This window comes from Streptomyces sp. LS-MS-L19 (assembly GCF_058382285.1).
On record NZ_JBYCLL010000001.1, the window covers coordinates 6,446,294 to 6,470,180 of the forward strand.

At 71.9% G+C, this 23,887-nt stretch carries 23 protein-coding genes; 12 read left to right on the top strand and 11 right to left on the bottom strand.

Features of this window, described 5'->3' with window-relative positions; translation table 11 throughout:
- Window positions 1–152: 152 nt before the first annotated feature.
- Window positions 153–1,187, bottom strand: a complete 1,035-nt coding sequence (gene glpX / locus AC2XR2_RS28920; protein ID WP_031042027.1) for a class II fructose-bisphosphatase — start codon at window positions 1,185–1,187, stop codon at window positions 153–155.
- A 129-nt stretch (window positions 1,188–1,316) separates the two neighbouring features.
- Here glpX and AC2XR2_RS28925 point away from each other — a divergent pair, with 129 nt between their 5' ends.
- A complete protein-coding gene (locus AC2XR2_RS28925) occupies window positions 1,317–1,838 on the top strand; it encodes a DUF4245 domain-containing protein (protein ID WP_381303054.1) in 522 nt (173 codons plus the stop codon).
- 54 nt (window positions 1,839–1,892) lie between these two features.
- Here AC2XR2_RS28925 and AC2XR2_RS28930 read toward each other — a convergent pair whose 3' ends face one another.
- The 4 genes from AC2XR2_RS28930 to AC2XR2_RS28945 all read right to left on the bottom strand — a co-directional run bounded on the left by AC2XR2_RS28930 (window position 1,893) and on the right by AC2XR2_RS28945 (window position 5,532).
- A complete protein-coding gene (locus tag AC2XR2_RS28930) occupies window positions 1,893–2,483 on the bottom strand; it encodes a malonic semialdehyde reductase (protein WP_381303053.1) in 591 nt (196 codons plus the stop codon).
- A gap of 141 nt (window positions 2,484–2,624) precedes the next feature.
- Complete coding sequence (locus AC2XR2_RS28935; RefSeq protein ID WP_330264672.1) at window positions 2,625–2,861, bottom strand: exodeoxyribonuclease VII small subunit; 237 nt, start codon at window positions 2,859–2,861, stop codon at window positions 2,625–2,627.
- A 9-nt stretch (window positions 2,862–2,870) separates the two neighbouring features.
- On the bottom strand, window positions 2,871–4,079 hold the full coding sequence (gene xseA / locus AC2XR2_RS28940; protein ID WP_491516693.1) for an exodeoxyribonuclease VII large subunit: 1,209 nt from the start codon (window positions 4,077–4,079) through the stop codon (window positions 2,871–2,873).
- Between the two features lie 70 nt (window positions 4,080–4,149).
- Window positions 4,150–5,532 (bottom strand): APC family permease, encoded by a 1,383-nt coding sequence (locus tag AC2XR2_RS28945; RefSeq protein WP_491516694.1) that lies wholly within the window; start codon window positions 5,530–5,532, stop codon window positions 4,150–4,152.
- Between the two features lie 116 nt (window positions 5,533–5,648).
- Here AC2XR2_RS28945 and AC2XR2_RS28950 point away from each other — a divergent pair, with 116 nt between their 5' ends.
- Together AC2XR2_RS28950 and ppgK are read left to right on the top strand one after the other, a co-directional pair.
- A complete protein-coding gene (locus AC2XR2_RS28950; RefSeq protein WP_053852825.1) occupies window positions 5,649–6,650 on the top strand; it encodes a 4-hydroxy-3-methylbut-2-enyl diphosphate reductase in 1,002 nt (333 codons plus the stop codon).
- A gap of 29 nt (window positions 6,651–6,679) precedes the next feature.
- Window positions 6,680–7,423, top strand: a complete 744-nt coding sequence (gene ppgK, locus AC2XR2_RS28955) for a polyphosphate--glucose phosphotransferase (protein ID WP_330264668.1) — start codon at window positions 6,680–6,682, stop codon at window positions 7,421–7,423.
- A 90-nt stretch (window positions 7,424–7,513) separates the two neighbouring features.
- Here the strand turns inward: ppgK and AC2XR2_RS28960 are convergent, their stop codons facing one another.
- Window positions 7,514–8,041: a DUF6542 domain-containing protein gene (locus AC2XR2_RS28960; protein ID WP_381303050.1), complete on the bottom strand. Its 528-nt coding sequence runs from the start codon at window positions 8,039–8,041 to the stop codon at window positions 7,514–7,516.
- A gap of 177 nt (window positions 8,042–8,218) precedes the next feature.
- Between AC2XR2_RS28960 and ychF the strand changes: the two genes are divergently transcribed.
- Window positions 8,219–9,307 carry a redox-regulated ATPase YchF gene (gene ychF / locus AC2XR2_RS28965; RefSeq protein WP_330264666.1) on the top strand — a complete coding sequence of 363 codons (1,089 nt, stop codon included), beginning with the start codon at window positions 8,219–8,221 and terminating at the stop codon, window positions 9,305–9,307.
- A 48-nt stretch (window positions 9,308–9,355) separates the two neighbouring features.
- Here the strand turns inward: ychF and AC2XR2_RS28970 are convergent, their stop codons facing one another.
- The 3 genes from AC2XR2_RS28970 to AC2XR2_RS28980 form a co-directional block, all read right to left on the bottom strand.
- A complete protein-coding gene (locus tag AC2XR2_RS28970; protein ID WP_381303049.1) occupies window positions 9,356–9,937 on the bottom strand; it encodes a Uma2 family endonuclease in 582 nt (193 codons plus the stop codon).
- 81 nt (window positions 9,938–10,018) lie between these two features.
- On the bottom strand, window positions 10,019–11,263 hold the full coding sequence (locus AC2XR2_RS28975) for an acyltransferase family protein (protein ID WP_491516695.1): 1,245 nt from the start codon (window positions 11,261–11,263) through the stop codon (window positions 10,019–10,021).
- Between the two features lie 197 nt (window positions 11,264–11,460).
- A complete protein-coding gene (locus tag AC2XR2_RS28980; protein WP_491516696.1) occupies window positions 11,461–12,369 on the bottom strand; it encodes a LysR family transcriptional regulator in 909 nt (302 codons plus the stop codon).
- A gap of 83 nt (window positions 12,370–12,452) precedes the next feature.
- Between AC2XR2_RS28980 and AC2XR2_RS28985 the strand changes: the two genes are divergently transcribed.
- Window positions 12,453–13,283 carry an oxidoreductase gene (locus AC2XR2_RS28985; protein WP_491516697.1) on the top strand — a complete coding sequence of 277 codons (831 nt, stop codon included), beginning with the start codon at window positions 12,453–12,455 and terminating at the stop codon, window positions 13,281–13,283.
- Between the two features lie 62 nt (window positions 13,284–13,345).
- Here the strand turns inward: AC2XR2_RS28985 and AC2XR2_RS28990 are convergent, their stop codons facing one another.
- Window positions 13,346–14,542 carry a serpin family protein gene (locus AC2XR2_RS28990; RefSeq protein ID WP_491516698.1) on the bottom strand — a complete coding sequence of 399 codons (1,197 nt, stop codon included), beginning with the start codon at window positions 14,540–14,542 and terminating at the stop codon, window positions 13,346–13,348.
- A 60-nt stretch (window positions 14,543–14,602) separates the two neighbouring features.
- On the opposite strand from AC2XR2_RS28990, the gene AC2XR2_RS28995 reads away from it, so the two are divergent.
- From AC2XR2_RS28995 to AC2XR2_RS29020, 6 genes are all read left to right on the top strand, one after another.
- The gene (locus AC2XR2_RS28995; protein WP_491516699.1) at window positions 14,603–15,940 is read left to right on the top strand and encodes a DUF4190 domain-containing protein; all 1,338 of its coding nucleotides are present in this window, start codon (window positions 14,603–14,605) and stop codon (window positions 15,938–15,940) included.
- A 147-nt stretch (window positions 15,941–16,087) separates the two neighbouring features.
- On the top strand, window positions 16,088–16,840 hold the full coding sequence (locus tag AC2XR2_RS29000) for a GntR family transcriptional regulator (RefSeq protein ID WP_330264645.1): 753 nt from the start codon (window positions 16,088–16,090) through the stop codon (window positions 16,838–16,840).
- Window positions 16,841–17,189: 349 nt separating this feature from the next.
- Window positions 17,190–17,381, top strand: coding sequence for an SPOR domain-containing protein (locus AC2XR2_RS29005; protein WP_123762853.1), 192 nt, complete (start codon window positions 17,190–17,192; stop codon window positions 17,379–17,381).
- 24 nt (window positions 17,382–17,405) lie between these two features.
- The gene (locus AC2XR2_RS29010) at window positions 17,406–17,894 is read left to right on the top strand and encodes a (deoxy)nucleoside triphosphate pyrophosphohydrolase (RefSeq protein WP_381303043.1); all 489 of its coding nucleotides are present in this window, start codon (window positions 17,406–17,408) and stop codon (window positions 17,892–17,894) included.
- Between the two features lie 95 nt (window positions 17,895–17,989).
- Complete coding sequence (locus AC2XR2_RS29015; RefSeq protein ID WP_330264643.1) at window positions 17,990–18,394, top strand: ATP-binding protein; 405 nt, start codon at window positions 17,990–17,992, stop codon at window positions 18,392–18,394.
- A gap of 252 nt (window positions 18,395–18,646) precedes the next feature.
- A complete protein-coding gene (locus tag AC2XR2_RS29020; protein ID WP_381303042.1) occupies window positions 18,647–21,268 on the top strand; it encodes a SpoIIE family protein phosphatase in 2,622 nt (873 codons plus the stop codon).
- 7 nt (window positions 21,269–21,275) lie between these two features.
- Here AC2XR2_RS29020 and AC2XR2_RS29025 read toward each other — a convergent pair whose 3' ends face one another.
- Complete coding sequence (locus AC2XR2_RS29025; RefSeq protein WP_491516700.1) at window positions 21,276–22,595, bottom strand: hypothetical protein; 1,320 nt, start codon at window positions 22,593–22,595, stop codon at window positions 21,276–21,278.
- 72 nt (window positions 22,596–22,667) lie between these two features.
- On the opposite strand from AC2XR2_RS29025, the gene AC2XR2_RS29030 reads away from it, so the two are divergent.
- Entirely contained in the window at window positions 22,668–23,867 is a 1,200-nt protein-coding gene (locus tag AC2XR2_RS29030; RefSeq protein WP_491516701.1) for a glycoside hydrolase family 18 protein, read from the top strand.
- Window positions 23,868–23,887: the final 20 nt, after the last annotated feature.

Sequence of the window (23,887 nt, forward strand, 5' to 3'; positions counted from 1 at the left end):
GCGAAAGGGCGCCCCCACCGCACCGGGGACGCCCTTCTCGGCTGCGCTTCTCCTCACCGGGTGAGGTGACTCCCTAGGGGCGCGGGGAACCGCGCGAGAACCCCCGCACAGCCGCACCCGCCGACGCTCCGAAGCCCCCGAGCTGCCAGGCGCTACTTCGCGCGGTCGAAATCGATCGCACTGTAGGCCCGCAGCTTGCTCAGCCGATGCTCCGAGTCGATCCTGCGCACCGTCCCCGACTTCGACCGCATCACGATCGAGTCGGTCGTCGCGGTCTCCGACCGGTACCGCACACCCCGCAGCAGCTCACCGTCGGTGATACCGGTAGCCACGAAGAACACGTTCTCCCCGGACACCAGGTCGTCGGTGGTCAGCACCCGGTCCAGATCGTGCCCGGCGTCGATCGCCCGCGCCCGCTCCTCGTCGTCCTTGGGCCACAGCTTGCCCTGGATCGTCCCGCCGAGACACTTCACGGCACAGGCGGAGATGATCCCCTCCGGCGTACCGCCGATGCCCAGCAGCATGTCGACGCCGGTGCCCTCGCGCAGCGCGTAGATCGAGCCGGCCACGTCACCGTCGGAGATCAGCTTGATCCGGGCGCCCGCCTCACGGATCTCCTTGATGATCCCTTCGTGCCGGGGCCGGTCGAGGATGACCACGGTCACGTCTTCGGGGGTGGACCGCTTGGCCTTGGCGACCCGCCGGATGTTCACGGAGACCGGCGCGTTGATGTCGACGAAGTCCGCGGCCTCGGGGCCCGTGACGAGCTTGTCCATGTAGAAGACGGCGGACGGGTCGAACATCGAGCCCCGGTCCGCCGCGGCCAGTACCGCGATCGCGTTCGGCATGCCCTTGGCCGTCAGCGTGGTGCCGTCGATCGGGTCGACGGCGATGTCGCACTCGGGTCCGGTCCCGTCGCCCACGCGCTCCCCGTTGAAGAGCATCGGGGCCTCGTCCTTCTCGCCCTCGCCGATAACGACCACGCCGTTCATCGACACGGTGGAGACGAGGGACCGCATGGCGCGTACCGCGGCACCGTCGGCACCGTTCTTCTCGCCCCGGCCGACCCAGCGGCCCGCGGCCATCGCGGCGGCTTCGGTCACCCGGACGAGTTCCAGGGCGAGGTTGCGGTCGGGGGCCTCGGAGGGGACTTCGAGCTCGGACGGCAGATGATGATGCTCGGTCATCGGAGCGCACCTTTCTGGGATACGGCGACGGCCGGATGAGGGTTCGACCGTCGACTCTATCGTCAGTCCGACAAAATGAGCAGGGGACCCCACGGATGAGCGGACCGGGCACCTGCGACGATAGGGGGCGTGGCAGGTTCGAACGGCAAGCAGAAGACGGTCCGGGACATGATCCTCTCCCTGGGCCTCATCGGGATCGCGGCGGCGGTCATCTACGTGTTCATCCCGCACGACGACTCCGCTCCGGACATCAAGGCGGTCGACTACCGCGTCGAGCTGCTGACGGCCCGCCGCGCGGCCTCCTATCCGGTGGCCGCTCCCGAGGGACTGCCGGCCGGCTGGAAGGCGACCTCGGTGCGCTTCCAGGGTGACGAGTCCGACGCCTGGCACCTGGGCTTCCAGGCCCCCGGTGGTCAGTACGTGCAGATCGAGCAGTCCACTCAGAAGCCCTCGGAGTTCGTCGACGACGCGAGCCAGGGCGGCGAGGCGACGAAGCAGACCGAGGAGATCGCGGGCCGCACCTGGACCCGGTACACGGGCGGCCGCTACGACGCCCTCGTGCACAGCGGCGACGGGGCGACCACGGTGGTCGCGGGCACGGGATCGTTCGCCCAGCTGACCGAGATGGCGAAGTCGCTGAAGATGGCCTGACGGCATGCGGAAGGGCCCCCACCGGAGTGGGGGCCCTTCCGCATGCCAGTCGGCTCAGACGGTGGTGACGACCTCGTCGTACGCCAGCCGCGGGGAGCGCGGGAACCAGGCGTCCTCGCCCGGCTTGCCGATGTTGACGACCATCAGCGGGGTGTGGTCGTCGTCCAGGAACTCCTTGCGGACGCCCTCGAAGTCCAGGCCGGTCATCGGGCCGGCGGCGAGGCCCGCGGCACGGACGCCGATGATGAAGTACGCGGCCTGCAGGGCGGCGTTCAGCCCGGCGGCACCCTCACGGGCCGGACGCTCGCTGAAGAAGAGGTCCTTGGCCTGGGGGAAGTGCGGCAGGAGCTGGGGCAGCTCCTCGTGGAACTCGTTGTCCGCGGAGAGGATCGCGACCAGCGGGGCGGTGGCGGTCTTCGGCTGGTTGCCCTCGGCCATGTGCTGGACCAGGCGCTCGCGGGCCTCGGGGGAGCGGACCAGGGTGATGCGCAGCGGGCTCTGGTTGAAGGCGGTCGGGCCGTACTTGACCAGGTCGTAGATCGCCTGGACCTGCTCGTCGGTCACCGGCTCGTCGGTGAAGGTGTTCGCGGTACGGGCCTCGCGGAACAGCAGGTCCTGGGCGGCGGGGTCAAGGACGAGAGACATGGGGAACCTTCTCGGACGGGGCGTGGACCCCGGAAGCGGACCGGGGACCGTTTGACGTCCTCGACCGTACGCGATTGAAGTTCAACCTTCAACAAAAAGCGGGGCGTGGTGATCCGCTTCACAGCTCACCCGGTGTCCGACCTACTCCGAGTCGCCCTCGGCCCCGGTCTCTTCCTCCTCGGCCAGCGCCGCGTCCAGCCGCGCCCGCGCCCCGTCCAGCCAGCGCCGGCACACCTTGGCCAGCTCCTCGCCCCGCTCCCAGAGCGCCAGGGACTCCTCCAGGGTCGTGCCGCCCGCCTCGAGGCGCCGTACGACCTCGATCAGCTCGTCCCGCGCCTGCTCGTACCCGAGCGCCTCTTCCGCCACCTTGCTGGTCATCGCCCCACCCTATGCATCGACTCGGACAACGAACTCACCCTCGGCGACCCGCGCCCGCAGGGTCTCCTCGGCGCTCACCTCGTCCGGCGCCCGCACCACGTGCCCGTCCGTCTTCTGGAGCACGGCGTACCCGCGCTGAAGGGTCGCGGCGGGGGAGAGGGCCACCACGCGCGCGTGCGTGTGCGTCAGCTCGGAGTCGGCGCGGTCGAGGAGATGGCCGAGCGTGCGGCGGGCGCGGTCGGCCAGGGAGGCCACATGGTCGGCGCGCTCGTCGATCATCCGGTGCGGATCCTCTATCGACGGCCGCGCCAGCGCGTGCGCGAGCCCCCGCTCCTCCCGCTGGAGGAACGACTCGACACACCGCCGCGCACGGTCCCTGAGCGCCCGCACCCGCTCGTACTCCTCACCCACGTCCGGTACGACCTTCTTGGCCGCGTCCGTCGGCGTCGAGGCCCGCAGGTCGGCGACGTAGTCCAGCAGCGGGGTGTCCGGCTCGTGCCCGATCGCGGAGACGACCGGCGTACGGCAGGACGCGACCGCCCGCACCAACTGCTCGTCGGAGAACGGCAGCAGGTCCTCCACGCTGCCGCCGCCGCGCGCCACGATGATCACGTCCACGTCGTCCAGCGCGTCCAGCTCCTTGACCGCCTGCACGACCTGCGGGACCGCGTGCACGCCCTGCACCGGGACATTGCGCACCTCGAAGCGGACCGCGGGCCAGCGGTGCCGGGCGTTCTCCAGGACGTCCCGCTCGGCGGCCGAGGCCCGCCCGCACACCAGCCCGATCAACTGCGGCAGGAACGGCAGCGCCTTCTTGCGCTCCGCCGCGAACAGCCCCTCCGCCGCCAGGGACTTCTTCAGCTGCTCCAGCCGCGCCAGCAGCTCCCCGACCCCGACCGGCCTTATCTCGGTGGCCCGCAGCGAGAGCTGACCGCGCGGGGCGTACCACTCCGGCTTCGCCAGTACGACGACCCGGGCGCCCTCGCTGACGACATCGGCGACGTCGTCGTAGACCTGGCGGAAGCAGGTCACGCTCACCGAGATGTCGTACGACGGATCCCGCAGCGTGAGGAACACCACGCCCGCGCCCGGACGCCGGGACAGCTGGGTGATCTGCCCCTCGACCCACACGGCGCCGAGACGGTCGATCCAGCCACCGATGAGCCGCGACACCTCACCGACGGGCAAGGGCGCTTCAGGAGTCGAGTTCACAGCCATGCCGCGAGCGTAACGGCCGGTACCGACAACGCACCGTCACCGGAAGGGAACCGGCAGCAGCGCCGGGCCGTCAGCGCCTCGCGTCCGGCCGGGGCTGCCGGCCGCGCTGGGCGATCAGCACCCCGAGGCCCGCCGCGAGCCACAGCGCGCCCACCACCTGGGCCGCCCCCGACGCCTCCACGATCACCGCCACCGTGATCGCCGCCCCGGTCACCGGTACCAGGACGTGCCGCCACCAGATCACCGGGCCGCCGCGCCGCCGGACCGCGAACCAGCCCACCACGCTCGCGTGCAGCAGGGTGAAGGCCGTCAGGGCGCCGATGTCGACCACCGACACCAGGTGGTCCATGCCGTCGTCCCGGCTCGCCGCCCACACCGCCGCGACGAGCGTGATGCCGGCCGCGCACAGCAGGGCCACGCGCGGGACGCCGGAGTCCGTCTTCGCCAGCGCGCGCGGCAGCCGCCGGTCGCGGCCCATCGCGAACAGCAGCCGCCCGGCCGCCGCCTGCCCGGCCAGTGCCGCGAAGGCCGCGCCGATCGCCTTGCTGACGGCCACCAGATCGTGCAGCCAGGTGCCGGCCGCCGCGTCCACGGCGTCGTAGAAGGCGGAGCCCTGCTGGGCCGGTTCCGTCGCGTACCGCGCCGAGGTCGTCGGGTCCAGGAGCGCCACCAGGTACGTCTGCGCCACGAACAGCACACCCGCCAGTGCCAGGCAGAACAGCACCGCGCGCGCGACCTTCTGTGAACCGCCCGTGACCTCCTCCGCGAAGGAGGCGATCGCGTCGAAGCCCAGGTAGGAGAGGACCGCGACCGACACCGCCCCGATCACCGCCGACAGCGCGAACGCGCCCTGCGTGCCGTCCCCGGACAGCGGTGACAGCCAGCCGCGCTCGGCGCCGTCCCGCGCGAGGACGACGATCGCCGAGACCGCGAAGACCAGCAGGACCACGATCTCCATCGCCAGCACCAGGAAGCCCACCCGGGCCGCCGTCCGCACGCCCCACAGGTTCAGCAGGGTCGTGACGAGGACCGCGAGCGCCGTCCACACCCAGCGGGACACCTCCGGGACCAGGGAGTTCATCGCGATACCGGAGAACAGGTACGCCACCGCGGGGATGAGGAGGTAGTCCAGCATCGCCATCCAGCCCGCGACGAAACCCGCCTCCTTGCCGAGCCCCGCGCGCGCGTAGGCGAACACCGACCCCGCCTGGGGGACGACTCGCACCATTTGTGCGTAACTGAACGCGGTGAACGCCATCGCCGCCGTGGCGATCAGGTAGACGAGGGCGACCGCCCCGTGCGACTTCGCGTCCAGGGTGCCGTAGACGCCGACGGGCGCCATGGGGGCGATGAACAGCAGCCCGTAGACCACGAGGTCCCGGAAGCCCAGGCTGCGCCGCAGGTCGCCGTGTTCCTCCTCGGCCGTACGGTCCGCCGTACCGGTACCGGACATCGTGCCTCCGCCTGGTCCTCGTCCGCCCTCCCCCTCACATCCCCTGCTCAGTTTTCCCGGGAAGGTCACGGGCACACGATCTTTGACCGTCCGATCGCGGCCTTACGATGGGACGCATGACCGCTTCGCCTGGCCGCCGTGTCCTGCTCGCCGCCCCCCGTGGCTACTGCGCGGGTGTGGACCGCGCCGTGATCGCCGTCGAGAAAGCCCTGGAGCAGTACGGCGCTCCGGTGTACGTCCGGCACGAGATCGTCCACAACAAGTACGTCGTACAGACCCTGGAGAAGAAGGGCGCCATCTTCGTCGAGCGCACGGAGGAGGTCCCGCCGGGCAACATCGTCATGTTCTCGGCGCACGGCGTCGCCCCCGTCGTCCACGAGGAGGCCGCGCGCGGCAGGCTCGCCACCATCGACGCGACCTGCCCGCTGGTCACCAAGGTCCACAAGGAAGCCGTCCGGTTCGCCAACGAGGACTACGACATCCTCCTGATCGGGCACGAGGGCCACGAGGAGGTCATCGGCACCTCCGGCGAGGCCCCCGACCACATCACCCTCGTCGACGGCCCCGCGGACGTCGCCAAGGTCGAGGTCCGCGACGAGTCGAAGGTGGTCTGGCTCTCCCAGACGACCCTCTCCGTCGACGAGACCATGGAGACCGTCGACGCCCTCAAGGAGAAGTTCCCGCAGCTCATCTCCCCGCCCAGCGACGACATCTGCTACGCCACCCAGAACCGCCAGCTCGCCGTGAAGCAGATGGGCGCCGAGGCCGAGCTGGTCATCGTGGTCGGCTCCCGCAACTCCTCCAACTCCAAGCGGCTCGTCGAGGTCGCCAAGCTGGCCGGCTCCCGCGAGGCCTACCTCGTGGACTTCGCGAGCGAGATCGACGAGGCCTGGCTGGAGGGCGTGACCACGGTCGGCGTGACCTCGGGCGCCTCGGTGCCGGAGGTGCTGGTCGAGGAGGTCCTGGAGTGGCTGGCACAGCGCGGCTACGGCGACGTGGAGCTGGTGAAGGCGGCCGAGGAGTCCATCACCTTCTCGCTGCCGAAGGAGCTGCGCCGGGACCTGCGCGAGGAGGCGGCGGCGCTGGTCGCGGAGCGCAAGGGGACCTCCCAGGCGTGACTGTCCGTCGTCCGTCGTAACGTAGGGCCATGCAGATCTTCGGCTTGGACATCGGCGGATCCGGGATCAAGGGCGCCCCTGTGGACCTGGACAAGGGCGATCTGGCGCAGGAGCGCCACAAAGTGCTCACCCCGCACCCGGCGACACCCGACGGCGTCGCCGACGGGGTGAAGGAGGTCGTGGACCACTTCGGCTGGACCGGCCCGGTCGGGCTGACCTTCCCGGGCGTGGTCACCGGCGGCTCCCACATCCGTACGGCCGCCAATGTCGACAAGAGCTGGATCGACACCGACGCGCGCGCGTTGTTCGGCGAGCGGCTCGGCGGGCTGCCGGTGACCGTGGTCAACGACGCCGACGCGGCGGGCGTCGCCGAGATGAACTTCGGCGCGGGCAAGGACCGCAAGGGCACCGTCATCCTGCTCACCTTCGGTACCGGCATCGGCAGCGCGGTCTTCGTCGACGGCGTCCTCGTCCCCAACACCGAGCTGGGGCACCTGGAGCTGCACGGCCACGACGCGGAGAAGAAGGCGTCCAGCAAGGCGCGGGAGGACGAGGAGCTCTCCTGGGAGCACTGGGCCCACCGGGTCCAGAAGTACCTCGCCCACGTCGAGATGCTCTTCTCGCCCGAGCTCTTCATCATCGGTGGCGGTGTCAGCCGCAAGGCCCAGAAGTTCCTGCCGCACATCGAGGGCATCCAGGCGGAGATCGTCCCGGCGCAGCTCCAGAACAACGCGGGGATCGTGGGGGCGGCGATGCACGCGGCCCACGGGTAGGCGGGGCCGGCGAGTCCGCGTGCCCCCCTCGTCGTACGGCGAGCCCGCGTGCCCCCGTCGTCGTACGGCGAGGCCGCTCCTCCGCGGGCGTCAGCGGGAGCGGCGCCGCACCAGGCGGATCCTGCGGACCAGTGCCACGAGGCCAGCGGCCAGGGTGCCGGCGTAGAGCCAGCCGGCCTGCGTGGCCAGGGCGGTGAACAGGCCCATCAGGCGGCCCGAGGTGCCGCCGCCGCTGTCGGCGACGGGGACCAGCCCGGCGGCGAAGGCGATCGGGACGATGATCGGGGCGGTCAGCAGGTCGCCCCGGCGCAGCCAGACCGCCGTCAGCACACTCACCGGCACGAACAGCACGCCGTACGCCGTCAGCGACGAGCCGAACAGCAGCGCGCAGAGACAGCCGAGCAGGATCATCAGCGCCATGCAGAACAGGCCGCCGCCCAGCCCGGTGAGCCGGGGGTTCGGCAGCCGCCGCAGCGTCCGGACCACCGGCGGCGGGGGCCGGCGGGCCACCGGAGGCCGACGCTCGCCGCGGGCCTGCGCGGGCAGCGGCGCTCCCGGTACTCCCGGTGCCGCGCGGCGCGTTCCGTTGTGCGGGGGGCGGGTCCTGTAGTGCTCCACTCGTCCAACCTAGGTCTGCTTATGTGCCCAATCGCCCTTCAGACACGCCGGGGGAAAGACCTTGGCCATGCGTTCGAGAGGCCCGCCGGGGCGGGGTGCGGCACGCCGTAGACTGGTGGATCGGCCCCCTGGCCGCCAGTCTCCTCACGTCTCCTCTCACGTACGGGAAGTCGCAACGTGTCGCTCACGATCGGAATCGTCGGCCTGCCGAATGTCGGCAAGTCGACCCTGTTCAACGCCCTGACCAAGAACGACGTGCTGGCGGCCAACTACCCGTTCGCCACGATCGAGCCCAACGTGGGCGTCGTGGGAGTTCCCGACCCGCGCCTCGCGAAACTGGCCGAGATCTTCTCCTCCCAGAAGATCCTCCCGGCGACCGTGGACTTCGTGGACATCGCGGGCATCGTGCGGGGCGCTTCGGAGGGTGAGGGCCTCGGCAACAAGTTCCTCGCGAACATCCGTGAGTCGGACGCGATCTGCCAGGTCATCCGCGCCTTCAAGGACGAGAACGTCGTGCACGTCGACGGCAAGGTCTCGCCGAAGGACGACATCGAGACGATCAACACCGAGCTGATCCTGGCCGACCTCCAGACCATCGAGAAGGTCCTGCCCCGCCTCCAGAAGGAGTCGCGGATCAAGAAGGACATCGCGCCGAAGGTCGCGGCCGTCGAGGCGGCGAAGGAGATCCTGGAGAAGGGCGACACGCTGTTCTCGGCGGGCATCGTCCAGGGCTCGGGCAACGAGGAACTCCTGCACGACCTGCACCTCCTGACCACCAAGCCCTTCCTGTACGTCTTCAACGTCGACGAGGACGAACTGGTCGACGAGGGCTTCAAGGAGGAGCAGCGCGCGCTGGTCGCCCCGGCCGAGGCGATCTTCCTGAACGCCAAGCTGGAGGCGGACCTCGCGGAGCTCGACGAGGAGGACGCCCTGGAACTCCTGGAGTCGGTCGGCGCCGAGGAGCCCGGCCTCGCCACCCTCGCCCGCGTCGGCTTCAACACCCTCGGCCTCCAGACCTACCTCACGGCCGGCCCCAAGGAATCCCGCGCCTGGACCATCAAGAAGGGCGCGACGGCCCCCGAGGCGGCCGGCGTGATCCACACGGACTTCCAGAAGGGCTTCATCAAGGCGGAGGTCATCTCCTTCGACGACCTGGTGGAAACCGGCTCGGTGGCGGAGGCCCGCGCGAAGGGGAAGGCGCGGATGGAGGGCAAGGAGTACGTGATGCAGGACGGGGATGTGGTGGAGTTCCGCTTCAACGTGTGAGCGGATGAAGGGGCCGGGCTCTGGCGAGCCGGGCCCCTCCTGTGTTCCCTATGTGCTCCGCCGCGGGATGAGCCTGTCGAGATCCAGGCTGATGTCGAAAGGCACGGGCCGGTTCAGGGTGCCGCGGAAGATGCCGGCGGGGGCGTAGGCGCCGGTTGGTTCGTCGAGTTCGTAGACGTGGACGACTGGGGCGCCGTTCTCGTCCTCGATGCACCAGTAGTGCGGGATGCCGGCCTGTGCGTACTTGCGCAGCTTGACCGTGCGGTCCCGGTGCGCGGACTCGGGTGAGACGACCTCGATGACGAGTCGCACCTCGTCGGGCGTGAACCAGGTGCGGTCGCCGTCGTAGGCGGCCGTCGTCAAGAGCAGATCGGGCTCGGGCCGGTTTCGCTCGTCGAGCTTTATGGTCATCTCGCGCCCGACGCTGACTTCGCCAGGAGCCTGCTCCATGAGGGCGACGGTGAGCATGGTGACGAGGTGGCCGTGCCACCACCGCTGGGGCGACATCATGAAGACGAGGGCTCCGTCGATCAGCTCGGTGTGGCGGGGTGCCTCGGGGAGGCGGTCCAGGTCCTCCGCGAACCAGCCTTCCTCGCGCGGCGGGCGCATCCAGTCGGGCAGTGCGGTCATGGCTGAACCGTAGCGAATCGACGGGGCCCGGGCCACGAGATCATCACGGGACGACCGCTTCCCTGAGCCCTTCGGGGCCGGTCACGACAGCCGTGTCCGGCGGGCCAGGATGCGGCCCCAGGTCTGGCAGGGAGCTTCGATGCAGCGGTAGGTCAGCAGGCAGAGCGGGAGCAGCACGGTGACGAAGGCTGCTTCCAGCACGAGGTCGTCCTGGCGGCGTCGGCCGACCGTGCTGTCGATGACCGTCAGCAGCACGGGATGCACCAGGTACACCGAAAAGCTGATCGTGCCCAGGCCGGTCACGACCCGCGGCAGGGACCGCCCGCGCACCGCCAGCCCGGCGCCGAAGGTGAGCACAGCCAGCAGGAACGCGGTGATCCAGCCGGACCGTGTGAAGTGGTCGCCGTCGCCGTACCCGTACGCACTCCCCACGGCGCAGACGGTCACCACGACGGCGGTGCCGGCGGCGAAGCGCCAGGTGCCCTGACCGTGCTCCGCGCGGTGGACGGTGGTGCCCAGGAACATCACGGCGAGGATCACCAGCCCCTCCCACAGGGGGATCGTGCCGTTGAGCGCGACCAGCGTGAGCGCCGACAGCCCGCCCAGCACACCCCCGAAGGTCCGGAGCGGTGCCGACCGTCCACTCGCACAGCACACAGCGGCCGCCATGATGACCGCGGTGACCGCGATCACCGGGCCGGTGCCGAACAGACCGGACAGGGCCGAGGCCGGCAGCGCCACCCCTGCCCCGACGCTTCCGGCGGCGACCAGTGCGAGGGCGATCGCGGCCACAGGGGAGCGCCGGTGGAGACGGGTGGTGAAGAGCGCGACGACCAGCAGGTAGAAGGCCATCTCGTAGGAGAGCGTCCACAGGACGAGCAGGACACTGGGTGTCCCCAGCAGTTCCTGGAGAAGGGTGAGGTGGGCGAGCGCCACGGCGCCGGCACTGTGCGAACCGACGTCGCGCAGCTCCGCCGCTCCCACTGCGTGCAGGGCGAGCAGCACGCCGACGACGACCGCGCACAGCGGGTAGACGCGGAAGACCCGTCCGATCCAGAAGCTGCGCACACATCCCCGGCGCTCCAGCGAGCGGGGGATGACGTAGCCGCTCACCAGGAAGAACACCAGGATGCCGTAGCGGCCGGCGTTGAAGTGCGGCACCAGCTCCTGCCGGAGCTCCGGCAGGAAGGTGTACGACGAGTGGTCGAACACCACCGCGAGTGCGGCGAGACCGCGCAGCCCGTCCAGCCAGCCCAGCCGCGAGGGCCCCGCCGACGAGACCGGCGGTCGTTCGGACGAAACGGGGATGAGGAACGGGGATTCCATGCGCGAGCAGCGTCCTCTTCGGTCAGGCGGCCCCGGTCGGGGCGGGCTGATCGCAGCCGAGCAATGCGGTGAGCGCTGCCGGTGGATCCGGCGGCACTTCCCATTCAGCGCTTCGCGTCCGGGTTGCGCGACCCGAGGAGGGCGGCGGGAGGCATCAGGACGTGCCCGGCGCACAGAGGACGCCGTCGCCGGTCCCCTCAGCCCTCCACCACCGCCCGGCATGCCTCCGCATACCCCCGCACCAGCGGCCGCCCCCCGTCCTCCCTCCGCCACGCCAGGACGTACCTGCTCGGCCCCAACCCCCGCACCGGGCGGGTGACCACACCGCCCAGGGTGATCAGGGGCGCGTTCCCGGCGGCCACCAGGCAGATGCCCAGGCCGGCGACGAGGGCCTCGTACGTCTCCTCGGTGCCCGCGATCTCCGCGCCGACGCGGGGCGGGCGGCCGGAGCGCTCGTCGACGGCGAGCCAGAAGTCGCGCAGAGGGCCCGCGCTCGCCGGCAGGGCCAGGAACGGTTCGTCGGCCAGGTCGGTGAAGTCGACCTCCTCGCGGGCGGCCAGCGGATGGGTGTCGGGGAGGGCGACCAGGCGGGGCTCCTCGGCGACCGGCGTCCACGCGTAGCGCTCCGCGTCGGGCAGCGGCAGCCACACGAACGCGACCTCCGTCGTGCCGTCCGCCAGACCGGCGGTCGGATCCTGCCAACCCATCTGCCGCAGTCGTACGACCGCCTCCGGATGCGCGGCCGTGAAGCGGGAGCGGATCGCCGGGAGCAGCCCGCCGCGGCCGGGGCTGGTGCTCATGCCCACCACCAGCGTGCCGCGCCCCGCCGCCCGTGCCCTCGCCATCGCCGTGTCGGCCGCCGCCCACGCCTCCAGCACCTGCCGGGCATGCGGCAGCAGCGTCTCGCCCGCCTCGGTGAGCAGCACGCCCCGCCGGTCCCGGCGGAACAGCTCCGCGCCCAACTGCCGCTCCAACGACCGGATCTGCTTGCTCAACGCGGGCTGGGACACGTACAGCCGCTCGGCCGCCCGCGTGAAGTGCAGCTCCTCGGCCACCGCCAGGAAGTAACGCAGGTCCCGTACATGCACGTCGGTCGTCATGGCCATCGGTTATCACCAAGGGTCTTGGACGGGCAACCGGCTTCCGCAGCAGGCTGGTTCACACGGAACCGGATCAAGAGGGAGTCGACATGAACAAGGTGTGGCTGATCACCGGCGCGAGCAGCGGCTTCGGCCGGGCGATCGCCGAGGCCGCCCTGGCCGACGGCGATGTCGTCGTGGGGGCCGCCCGCCGGCCCGAGGCGCTGGACGACCTCGTGGCCGCCCATCCCGACCAGGTGGAGGCGCTGCGCCTGGACGTCACCGACACGGCCGCCGCCGAGGCCGCCGTACGGGACGTGGTGGCCCGGCACGGCCGGATCGACGTGCTGGTCAACAACGCCGGGCGTACCCATGTCGGCGCGTTCGAGGAGACCACCGAGGCCGAGCTGCGCGAACTGTTCGACCTGCATGTCTTCGGCCCTGCGGCGCTCACCCGGGCGGTGCTGCCCGGTATGCGCGAGCGGCGGTCGGGCGCGATCGTGCAGATGAGCAGCATGGGCGGGCAGCTGTCCTTCGCGGGCTTCTCGGCGTACAGCGGGACGAAGTTCGCCCTCGAGGGCCTGTCCGAGGCCCTCGCCGACGAGGTCCGGGAGTACGGCGTCAAGGTGCTGATCGTGGAGCCGGGGGCCTTCCGCACCTCGCTGTTCGAGGCGAGCCGGGCCGGGGTCAGCGCCGACAGCGGGGTCTACGCCAAGGTGAGCGAGACCCGCGAGGCCGTCTCCGGCGGCGACGGCACCCAGGCCGGCGACCCCGCGAAGGCCGCCGCCCTGATCCGCGCCGCGCTCGACGCCGAACAGCCCCCGCTGCGGCTGCCCCTCGGCGACGACGCGGTCACCGCCGTACTCGACCACCTCGACGCCGTACGGTCCGACGTCTCCACCTGGGAGAAGAGCAGCCGGGCCACGGGCTTCGACGACTGAGTTCCAGCGGCCCGCAAGCGCGGCCGAGGAGCCGCTCCAGCGCGCTGTCGGTGCTCAAAGGGTCACCACGGTTCCGCCACCCACCCCGCCGTCAGCACCAGCCGCGTCTCCCGGTGTACGGCGAGAAAGCCGAAGGGGCGGTCGAAGGCGGCCGTGACCACGGTCGAGGTGTACCGGGGCGTGGGCGGCGCACCGCCCGGCGCCGCGGCGACCGCCGTCACCGCGGCCGCCTCGAAGCCGAGCGCGTCGAAGCGGCCCAGGGCGGACTGCCGGGCGGCGCCGACGGCCAGGGGCGAGGCGCTGATCCCGGGGAAGTGGCCCTGCCCCGCGTCCCGTGCCGCGGTGAGCCCGAACAGCCCGTGCAGGCGCAGCAGATCGTGGTGCGCCCGCACCTCGAACGCCACCGTGGTCAGCTCCAGCGCCGGCTGCTGGGGACCGGCACACGGCCGCTCCTCCACCCGCAGCCCCGGCCCGGCGGGCCCGTACGGAAGCAGCGCCCCCTTCACCACCGGGCACCCGCCGTCGAGTACGGCCACTCCCGCCTCCAGCACCTCACCGGGCGTCATGTGCTCGTCCCCGAGCAGGAGATGGACGTCGACGCCGTCGTCGCCGCACACCTTCGCCTCGGTGACCCGTCCGCCCGGTACCGCCGCCACCCCGACCCGGTCCAGCCGTACGCCCCGCCGGTGCAGCCCGCGCAGGGTCCTGCCCTGCCAGGGACCCGCGGACGGCCGTACCGGACGCGCCTCGAACGGCCGCAGCCACGTGGTCCGCAGGGCCAGCGCGCTAGCCAGCACCAGCTGGGTGTCCCTCCGGACCTCGACCGGCATCCGTTCGATCAGCCCGCCCGTCCGCTTCACGGCCCAGGTGTCCAACTCCCGCTGATCGGCGTCCGGATCGCCGCTGAGCACCCCGTGCGCGTCGGCCGGCAGTCCGGCCGCCCACTCCTCCCGCGGCTCCACCGTCCGTGCGGTCCACAGGCCGAGGGCCGAGTCCAGTCCCCGTACGTCCGCCAGCGCGTGCAGCAACTCCCGTGCCGCGGCGGCCGATTCGGCCGCCGGCAGCCCCACGGCCGCTGCCAGCTCCTCGCGTGCCGCTCCCTGTGCCCCGTCGGCCAGGAAGGCCAGCAGCGGCCACACCCCGGCGGCCGAGAACACCGTGCCCCCTGGAGACATCCCGGTCCACCGTGCCGTGAGCCCGTTCACCGCCCGGGTCGTCGTACCCGTGATCGGCATTCCACCCCCGCCTGCCCCGCGCATACCATGCGCCCTGTCGTACGTCAGTTCCCCGCCGCTGTCTGAACCAGGAGCACGGTACCCGTGTCCATACCCCCGCCCCCTGGGCCGCACCAGCCCGACCCCGCCCAGGGACCCCAGGGACCGTCCCCCGCCCCGGACCCCTACCGGCCACCGCCGCAGGGACAGCAGCCGTACGGCCCTCCGTCGCAGGGACAGCAGCCGTACGGGCCGCAGCCGTACGGACCCACGCCCCCGGCGCAGCAGCCGTACGGCCCCACGCCCCCCGGGCAGCAGCCGTACGGACAGCAGCCGTACGGGCAACCCTATGGGGTGCCCTATCAGACCTGGGGCCAGGGCTACAGCCCCTACGCCCGCCCCTCCTCCGTGAACGGGCTCGCCATCGCCTCGCTGGTGTTCGGCGTGCTGTGCTGCTTCCCGGCCGTCGGGCTGGTGCTGGGCGTGATCGCACTGGTGCAGATCAAGAAGAAGGGGCAGTCCGGGAAGGGCCTGGCGATCGCCGGGTCGATCCTGTCCTCGCTGGGACTCGCCCTGTGGGTGGCCGCGCTCGCCACCGGCGGGCTCTCGGAGGCGTGGGACGGGTTCAAGGAGGGGGCGACGGAGGGCGCGGCCTTCTCGGTGGTGAAGGGCCAGTGCTTCGATGCGCCGGGGGAGTCCCTCGACGGCCTCACCTACGACGTCGACGCGGTGCCCTGCGCGGGTGAGCACGAGGGCGAGGTGTTCGGCGAGTTCGAGATGAGCGGGTCGGTCTTCCCGGGCGACGCCGCCGTCTCCGACGCCGCCGACGAGAGGTGCTACCCCCTCCAGGACGCCTACGTCATGGACACCTGGTCGCTCCCCGACGACGTGGACGTGTACTACTTCGGCCCGACCCGGCAGAGCTGGCGCCTCGGCGACCGCGAGGTCACCTGCATCTTCGGGAACACCGACGAGACGGGCACCCTGACCGGCTCGCTGCGCGTCGACGCGACCACCCTCGACGACGACCAGCTGACCTTCCTCATGGCGCTCAACGCCGTCGACGAGACGTTCTGGGAGGAGCCCGAGGAGCAGCCGGAGGACGACCTGCGGGGCTACCGGGACTGGTCGCAGGACATGCACGACAGCCTCGACGACGAGATCCGCCACCTCAGGGCGCACACCTGGTCGGGCGCCCCGGCCAAGCCGGTCCAGGCCCTGCTCAAGGACATGGAGAAGGCCCGCGGCGAGTGGGCGAAGGCCGCCGCCTCCGACGACGTGGACACCTTCTACACGCACTACGACGCGGGCTACGCCTACGTCGACGGCCCCACCACCATCACCGCCCGCAAAGCTCTGGGGCTCGCCTCGGATCCGCCGTACGACGACGAGGACACCGGCGGCACGGGCGACGGCGCGGGGAGCGACCACCTCGATGTGTGAACCCGGCCATAGCGGGGAGAAAGTGCCTGCGTAAAGCCCACCACCGGCACATGTCATCACATCGAGTGATTCTCTGGCCTTTGCTTGCATGGGCCAACCCACGGTTGCCAGGCTGTTGCTGTCTGTACAACCTGATGGGAGCGGCCAGTGACATTCGGTGAGCAGCCGGCGTACCTGCGCGTCGCGGGTGATCTCCGCAAGAAGATCGTCGACGGTTCGCTGCCACCACACACCCGTCTGCCGTCCCAGGCCCGGATCCGCGAGGAGTACGGCGTCTCGGACACCGTCGCCCTCGAGGCGCGCAAGGTGCTGATGGCCGAGGGCCTGGTCGAGGGCCGCTCCGGCTCCGGGACCTACGTCCGCGAGCAGCCCGTGCCCCGCCGGATCGCCCGCTCCGGGTACCGCCCGGCCTCCGGAGCCACCCCCTTCCGGCAGGAGCAGGCGGACGGCGAGGGGCGCGGCACCTGGGAGTCCAGCAGCCGGCAGACCGACGCCTCCGCCGCCATCGCCGAGCGGCTCGCCATCCGGCCCGGCGACCGCGTGATGTGCACGAAGTACGTCTTCCGGGAGGCCGGTGAGCCCATTATGCTCTCCACCTCCTGGGAGCCCCTCGCGGTCACCGGGCGCACCCCCGTGATGCTCCCCGAGGAGGGCCCGCTTGGCGGCATGGGCGTGGTGGAGCGCATGGCGGCCATCGACGTCGTCGTGGACAACGTCACCGAGGAGGTCGGCGCCCGCCCCGGCCTCGCCGAGGAACTGCTCGCGCTGGGCGGTGTCCCCGGCCATGTGGTCCTCGTGGTCCACCGCACCTACTACGCCTCGGGACGCCCGGTGGAGACGGCCGACGTGGTCATTCCGGCCGACCGCTACCAGGTCGCGTACCACCTTCCGGTGAAGTAGTCGCGTGCCCGTGGAGTAGCGCGTCCGTGAAGTAGCGCACGCCCCGGGGAAGTTGCCCAGGGCGAGCACTCAACCGGCCCACAGGCGAACGCCGTTCGAATTCGGCCGTTCTCGCAGGTCGACACCGCTGTCCCAGGTGCGCCCCTGACCGGAGGCATCGCGGTCCACCGGGGGCGCGTTCACTGCCGTGCGCCCCCGGTCCGAGGAGTCCGTCCTGGCTGGTTGCGTACCTCTTTGTGAAAACGCGTGTTCGCTGCGTAAAGGTTGGGCGTAGGCTCGGGCATATGCGGATTGCGGTTTCCTTATCGGGTGGGGCTCGACGCAGGTCGGGAAGGAGCGGTGGGGCGCAATGAACGACGGCACGATCACTCTTCCCTGGCTGGTCATACGGCAGGACGACAACGGCAATCGCTACCGCGTGGGCAGGTACGCGACCCGGGCGGAGGCCCAGAAGATCGCGGACAGCCTCGACGCCCGCGGCCACAAACAGCTCTACTGGGTCGAGCGCATCAGCCAGAACGGCGCCGGCTCGGCCGACTGACCCGTCTCCCGTAGGCTCCGGCGTATGACGGAACGGATCGTGGTGGTGGCGGCCGCCCTCTACGACGGCGACCGCCTCCTCGCGGCCCGCCGCAGCGCACCCCCGGACCTGGCCGGCCGGTGGGAGCTGCCGGGGGGCAAGGTGGAGAGGGGCGAGACCCCGGAGCAGGCGTTGTCCCGCGAACTGCTCGAGGAACTGGGTGTAGCAGCGGAGGTCGTGGAGCGCGTCCCGGGCGAGTGGCCCCTGAAGCCCCCGTACGTCCTCCAGGCGTGGCGCGCGCGCCTCCTGCCCGACTCCCCGGACCCCAAGCCCCTGCAGGACCATGACGAACTCCGCTGGCTGACGCCGGACGAGCTCTGGGACGTCGACTGGCTCGACCAGGACGTCGAAGCCGTCGCCGCGCTGAAGCTCCTCAGGGGCGCGGGGCTGTATCGACATGCGGCTCCGCCGCGGGGCGCGACCAGCCACCACAGACCCGCACCCGCCCCACAACAGAACCCCCCGAGTTCCTAGGCGCCCTGTCTTCAGCCATTCGCACGGTACCGCCCCCGCAATATCGGGTATGTGCCCCTTAACCCCACGAAAGTGGACATTGGCCGGCCCGGGATGTGATCGGCGTGATCGACACCGAAGGCGACTGCGCCGAGTGGACCTTCCCCGCGGACCCCGGCGCCGTACGAGCCGCTCGTGCAGCGGTCCGCGAAAGACTGCGCGCCTGGGGCCTCGACGGCCTCGCCGACATCGCCGCCCTGCTGGTCAGCGAGTTGGTGACGAACTCCCTGCGGCATGCCACCGGCCCCATAGGCGTCCGCCTGGTCCGCCCCGGCGCGGTCGACGGCGTCCTCCTGGTGGAGGTCTCCGACCCGCTCCCCGATCCGCCCCGCGAACGGGTCGCCGAACCGGACGACGAGCACGGCCGGGGCCTCCAGCTGGTCGCCCACGCCGCCCACCGCTGGGGCACCCGCCCCGGCACGACCGGCAAGACGGTCTGGTTCGAGCTCTCGGTGCCATGAGGAACACCTGTACGACAGCCCGTCCCCTGTCCAGCGACTGGTTCAGGCCAGTGGCAGTTGTCGAAGGACGTGATTCGATGCCGTGTCCGCTGGTTAGAAGACTGGAAGTGTTGTCGCAGCCCGGACCGAAAACCGTCGGGATCGTGCTGTGATCGTGAACACCGTGTTGTGCGGCGCCGTAGTGCTGGATACTGCGGGCAGCCGCCCCCGGTGACCGGTACCGGACGCGGTGAGCTGGAGGGGACGGTTCGCGTGAGCGAGATACCAGCGAAGGCCACGGAGTCGAAGGACCCGTCGGACGGCGCGAGGACGGAGGCCGCGGAGGATGCCGTACAGGTCCGTCCCGGCGAGGCGCCGTCCGGTGATGCCATGTGGCAGAGCAGCCCGCCCGGCTCGATCTACGACTACATCAAGGTCGCGTCCTTCTCCATAGGCCCCGACGGGCTGGTCGACCAGTGGAGCCTGCGCGCCGAGCAGCTCTTCGGCATCCCCGCCGCGCAGGCGGTCGGCATGGACCCCATCGAGGCGTTCATCGACCCGGACCTGCGCGCGCAGGGCCAGCGCAAGATGGCGGAGATCCTGGACGGCCGTGAGTGGACCGGAGTGGTCCCCTTCCGGGTGCCGGCCGCGGTCGAGGGCGAGTGCGGCCGGGAGGGCCTCGCCGAGGTCTATGTGATGCCGACGCGGACCGAGGAGGGGGAGAAGGCGGCCGTCTGCATCGTCGTCGACGTCCGCACGCTTCGGAGCATCGAGACCGACCTCGCCGCCTCGCAGGCGATATTCGGTCAATCTCCCTTCGGCTTCGTGCTGATCGACCCGGACCTGCGGGTCCGCCGCGTCAACTACCGGTTCGCCTCCCTGTTCGGCGGCACCCCGGACGACCACCGCGGCAAGGGCGTCCACGACTATCTGCCGCGCCCCGAGGCCGAGCGGGTCACCGCGACCCTGCGCCGGGTCCTGGAGACCGGCGACTCCATCACGGACATGCACGTCACCGGCTTCCTGCCGGGCTCCGACGAGCGCCGCCACTGGTCCATCAACCTGTACCGGGTGCGCAGCGGCTCCGGTCGGCCCATCGGGATCGCCTGGCTGGGAACCGACATCACCGCCCGCCGCGCCGCCGCCCGCGAGGCCGCCGCGGCCCGGCGCAATCTCGCCCTCCTGAACGAGGCGGGCGCCCGCATAGGGAACTCCCTCGACCTGGAGACCACGGCCCGCGAACTCCTCGACGTGGTCGTGCCCGGCTTCTGCGACCTGGCCACCGTCGACCTGTACCAGGGTCTGCTGGCGGGCGACGAGACCCCGCCCGGCCTCGCCGACGGCAGCGCCGAACTGCGCCGGGTCGCCTTCGCCAGCGCGGTCTCCGACGCCCCCTTCCTCGGCTCCGGCGCCCCCGTCTCGGTCGGCGCGGTCCACCACTACCCCTTCAACTCACCCTGCGCGGACGCCCTGCGCACCGCCCGGCCGCTGTACGTCCCGGCCGAGGAGGGCGGCCTCGTCCAGTCCACGCTCGCCGTGCCGATGGTCGCCCACGACACCGTCGTAGGCCTCGCGCAGTTCGCGCGGACGAAGGGCAGCGAGCCGTTCGGGGACCGGGACCGGGACCTGGCGGTGGAGCTCGCGGCGCGGGCCGCGGTCTGTATCGACAACGCGCGCCTGTACCGGCGGGAGCACGAACGGGCGTTGATACTGCAGCGGTCCCTGCTGCCGCCCGGCGACCCGGTCGCCTCCGGTCTGGACATCGCCTGCCGCTATCTGCCCGGCAACTCCTCGGCCGACCGCCCCAGCGAGGTCGGCGGCGACTGGTTCGACGTCATAGAACTGCCGGGCCACCGCACCGCGTTGGTGGTCGGCGACGTGATGGGCCGCGGCCTGCGCGCGGCGGTGGCGATGGGTGAACTGCGGTCCGCCGTGCGGACCCTGGCCCTGCTGGACCTCGAACCGGCCGAAGTCCTCTCCGCGTTGGACGAGATCGCCCGCGGGCTCGGCGCCCCCGGCGGAGTCCAGCAGGCGACCCGCGCGGCCCGCCGCCCCCGGGAGGCGGACCTGTCCGAGGTGTACCTGGCGACCTGCGTGTACGCCGTCTACGACTCGGTGACCAGGCGCTGCACCTTCGCCAACGCGGGCCATCTGCCCCCGGTGCTGGTCGAGCCCGGCGAGGACGCGCTCATGCTCGACGTGCCGCCCGGCATGCCGCTCGGCGTGGGGGGCGAGCCCTTCGAGGAGGTCGAGGTCGAACTACCCGAAGGTGCCCTGCTCGCGCTCTACACGGATGGACTGGTCGAAAGCCGCGATCACCCCCTCGACGAAGGCCTCCAGGCGTTCGTCGGGGCGCTGACCGACCCCTCCGCGCCCCTGGAGGACGTCTGCGACCACGTCCTCAACACCCTCGACACCCACCATGGCGAGGACGACATCGCGCTGCTGATGGCACGTGTCCAGGGCCTGCCCGCCGACTCGGTCGGCGACTGGACGCTGCCGCGGGAGCCGCGCAGCGTGGGCCGGGCCCGTGAGTACGCGCGCGGCCAGCTGCTCAGCTGGGACCTGGAGCCCCTGGTCGACACCACGGAACTCCTCGTCAGCGAACTGGTCACCAACGCCCTCAGGTACGGCGAGGGAGACATCCGGCTGCGTCTCCTCCTCGACCGCACCCTGGTCTGCGAGGTCTGGGACTCCGGCCTGGTCCAGCCCCGCCGCCGGCGCGCCCGCGACACCGACGAGGGCGGCCGCGGCCTGCAACTGGTCGGCCTGCTCAGCGCGGCCTGGGGCTCCCGGCGGACCCCGCGCGGCAAGACGGTGTGGTTCGAACTGCCCTTGCCGGACGGGGAGAACGGCATGGTGGACCCGGCGGAGGCACTGCTGAGCCTGTTCTAGGCGGTTGTCATGCGGTGTGCCCGCGCAGGCGTACGTCCCGTTCGGCGAGGTCGCGCGCCTCGCGGGCCAGCGCGTCCGCCCGCGGGAGATCGTCGGTCAGCCGCGCCTGCGACAGCAGGACCCGGGGCGCGGCACCGACCGCCTCCCGGTGCACGGCCACATGGTCGTCCGCCGCGGCCACGGACTCCCGGGCGACCAGCAGCGCGGCCACCGGGAGCACACCGGACCGGCCGCCCGCGAGGGGCGCGGTCGCGTGCACGATCCGACGCAGCACGCCGAGCGGGTCGTACGGCTGTCCGGACGTCGTCTCCTGTCGTACGGCGGCCAGGACCGCGTCGGCGTGTGCGAGCCGGGTGCGGGTCTCGCCCTCGGGCCGGGCGCCGCCGCGGAAGGGGGCCAGTTCCGCCTCGGCGCCCGTGAGGGCGGGCGGGATCAGCCGCGCGGCCTCGGCGCGTGTCTCCCGCAGCCGGGTCACGGCCGTCACCAGCACGTCAGCCCGGGCGATCGCGCTCTCCGCGGCGCGGAGCCGGTGGGCCGCCTCGTCCAGCTGGTCGGAGGCGAGCGCCTGGTGGGTCTCGTTGAGGTGGACGGTGGCGGTGACCAGGCTGTCCTTGGCCCGCTCCACATAGCCGGTGACGGCCTCGCCCACGAGCGCGGTGTCCGCCCCGGCCGTGCGGGCGGTCAGTTCCCGGAAACGGGTCTCGGCCACCGCCAGGGCCTCGCGGGGATCGCGGTCCAGCGCCCGTAGCGTGCGCAGGCTCTCCGTCCCCTCGGTCAGCCGCCGCCCGGCCTCCTCGCACCGGCCCACGACCCCGGCGAGGGCGGCCGCCTCCTCCGGTACGCCCTCGTCGTACCGCCGCCGGATCGCGCACGCGGCGGCCAGCTCGGACTCCGCGGCCCCGGCCACCCCGACGAAGGGGGCCAGTGCCTCGCGGCCCGACCCGGCCTCGGCGAAGGAGAGTTCCTCGCGGAAGGCGCGGAGGTGGTTGTCGGCGTCGACGAGCGCGGTGCGGGCGCGGTCGTCCAGGCCGGCGAGCGGGGGCGGGGCCGCGGGGGCGGGGTACGCGCCGACGTGGGTGGTGCCGGGCGCCGCCGGTGTCGTACGACTGCGGGTGCGGCGGATCCGGCGCACGGAGCCGTAGGCGGCGAGGACCACCACCACGGCGAGCGCGGCCACCGGCAGGACGAGGTCGCCGGCGGACGAGTCCTCCTCGGCCGCCGCGGCGCTCGACCGCGCGCCCGCAACCGGAGCGTCGTCATTGATCGTCATCCACGGCAACACCAGCCACACGACCCCGGCCACCACGCCCACCAGGGCATGCGCCACCCGCACGGATATGTGCGATCGGCTCCGCCGAGGTCGGCCGCGTATCAGGGATGGCGTCACATTTCGGAGCGTATGGGCCGGAATGCGCGGACGCGAGCGGGGTGGGACGGCGGGGGTACGCGAGGGGACGGGGAGCGGATGTCACAGGCACCGGACGCACGGGGCGGCCAGGACGGCGAGCGGATGTCGCAGGCACCAGGCGTACCAGGGGACCAGGACGGCGAGACGGAGCAGACGGCACCGGCACCGGCACCGGCGCCGAGGACGAGGCGTCGCCGCTGGATTTGCCGAGGCGTCCTCGCGCTCGCGCTCGTCGTGCTCCTTCCCCTCCTCACCGTCGCCGTCGCGCTCCGTCTCAACTACGCCGGCGACCCCGCCGACGGCACCCGCACCCGCCACAAGGACGCGATCTGGCTCGGCCACGCCTGGGTGGACGGCCGCAAGGGCGACGCCGACGTCACCGCCCTCGCCCGGCGCCTGCGGAACACCGGGATCCGGGACCTGTACGTCCACGCGGGCCCCCTGGAACACGACGGAACGCTGCCCGCCTCGGCGTATCCGAAGGCGGCCTGGCTGATCGGCGCCGTGCACGAGGCGGCCCCCGGCATCCGCGTCCAGGCCTGGCTGGGGGACAAGCTCGCCACCGAGAGCCCGGACGGCATGCACCTCGCCGAGAAGGACACCCGGGCCGCCGTCGTGCGCTCCACCCGCGAGATCCTCGCCGCCGGTTTCGACGGCGCCCACTTCGACCTGGAACCCCTGCACTCCGGCGACCGGGACTACCTCGACCTCCTCGACACCCTCCGCCAGGTCACCCGGGCCCACGGCGTCCCCCTCTCGGTCGCCGCGCACCAGATCGACCCGCTGCCCGCGCTGCACTCCGCCGCGGGCGTCCTCGCCGAGCACCCCAAGTGGTGGTCGCAGGCCTACTTCGGCCAGGTCGCGCGGCGCGTCGACCAGATCGCGGTGATGTCGTACGACACGGCCACGCCCCTGGAGAGCCTCTACGGCGGCTATGTCGCCCAGCAGACCTCCCTGGCCCTGGAGGTCACCCCGGACTCCACCGACCTGCTGATGGGCCTGCCCTTCTACCGGGAGAACAACTTCGACCACTGGTCCTTCGCCGAGACCGTCCCGGCGGCCGTCCGGGGCGTCCGCCTCGGGCTCTCCCGCACCGACGCGGACCGAGCGAACTTCGGCGTGGCGCTGTACGTCGACTTCGCGGCCACGGAGGCGGACTGGACGGCGTACGAGAAGGACTGGGTCCGCTAGAAAACCACCTGCGGCCCGGC

What these genes read in the sequence shown, in the direction of transcription:
- glpX (WP_031042027.1), bottom strand. Translation starts at nt 1,187, where the DNA reads ATGACCGAGCATCATCATCTGCCGTCCGAGCTCGAAGTCCCCTCCGAG.
- AC2XR2_RS28990 (WP_491516698.1), bottom strand. Translation starts at nt 14,542, where the DNA reads ATGCGCGGGGCAGGCGGGGGTGGAATGCCGATCACGGGTACGACGACC.
- AC2XR2_RS28980 (WP_491516696.1), bottom strand. Translation starts at nt 12,369, where the DNA reads ATGGCCATGACGACCGACGTGCATGTACGGGACCTGCGTTACTTCCTG.
- AC2XR2_RS29030 (WP_491516701.1), top strand. Translation starts at nt 22,668, where the DNA reads ATGGGCCGGAATGCGCGGACGCGAGCGGGGTGGGACGGCGGGGGTACG.
- AC2XR2_RS28945 (WP_491516694.1), bottom strand. Translation starts at nt 5,532, where the DNA reads ATGTCCGGTACCGGTACGGCGGACCGTACGGCCGAGGAGGAACACGGC.
- AC2XR2_RS29010 (WP_381303043.1), top strand. Translation starts at nt 17,406, where the DNA reads ATGACGGAACGGATCGTGGTGGTGGCGGCCGCCCTCTACGACGGCGAC.
- AC2XR2_RS28985 (WP_491516697.1), top strand. Translation starts at nt 12,453, where the DNA reads ATGAACAAGGTGTGGCTGATCACCGGCGCGAGCAGCGGCTTCGGCCGG.
- AC2XR2_RS28950 (WP_053852825.1), top strand. Translation starts at nt 5,649, where the DNA reads ATGACCGCTTCGCCTGGCCGCCGTGTCCTGCTCGCCGCCCCCCGTGGC.
- ppgK (WP_330264668.1), top strand. Translation starts at nt 6,680, where the DNA reads ATGCAGATCTTCGGCTTGGACATCGGCGGATCCGGGATCAAGGGCGCC.
- AC2XR2_RS28975 (WP_491516695.1), bottom strand. Translation starts at nt 11,263, where the DNA reads ATGGAATCCCCGTTCCTCATCCCCGTTTCGTCCGAACGACCGCCGGTC.
- xseA (WP_491516693.1), bottom strand. Translation starts at nt 4,079, where the DNA reads ATGGCTGTGAACTCGACTCCTGAAGCGCCCTTGCCCGTCGGTGAGGTG.
- AC2XR2_RS28970 (WP_381303049.1), bottom strand. Translation starts at nt 9,937, where the DNA reads ATGACCGCACTGCCCGACTGGATGCGCCCGCCGCGCGAGGAAGGCTGG.
- AC2XR2_RS28930 (WP_381303053.1), bottom strand. Translation starts at nt 2,483, where the DNA reads ATGTCTCTCGTCCTTGACCCCGCCGCCCAGGACCTGCTGTTCCGCGAG.
- AC2XR2_RS28935 (WP_330264672.1), bottom strand. Translation starts at nt 2,861, where the DNA reads ATGACCAGCAAGGTGGCGGAAGAGGCGCTCGGGTACGAGCAGGCGCGG.
- AC2XR2_RS29005 (WP_123762853.1), top strand. Translation starts at nt 17,190, where the DNA reads ATGAACGACGGCACGATCACTCTTCCCTGGCTGGTCATACGGCAGGAC.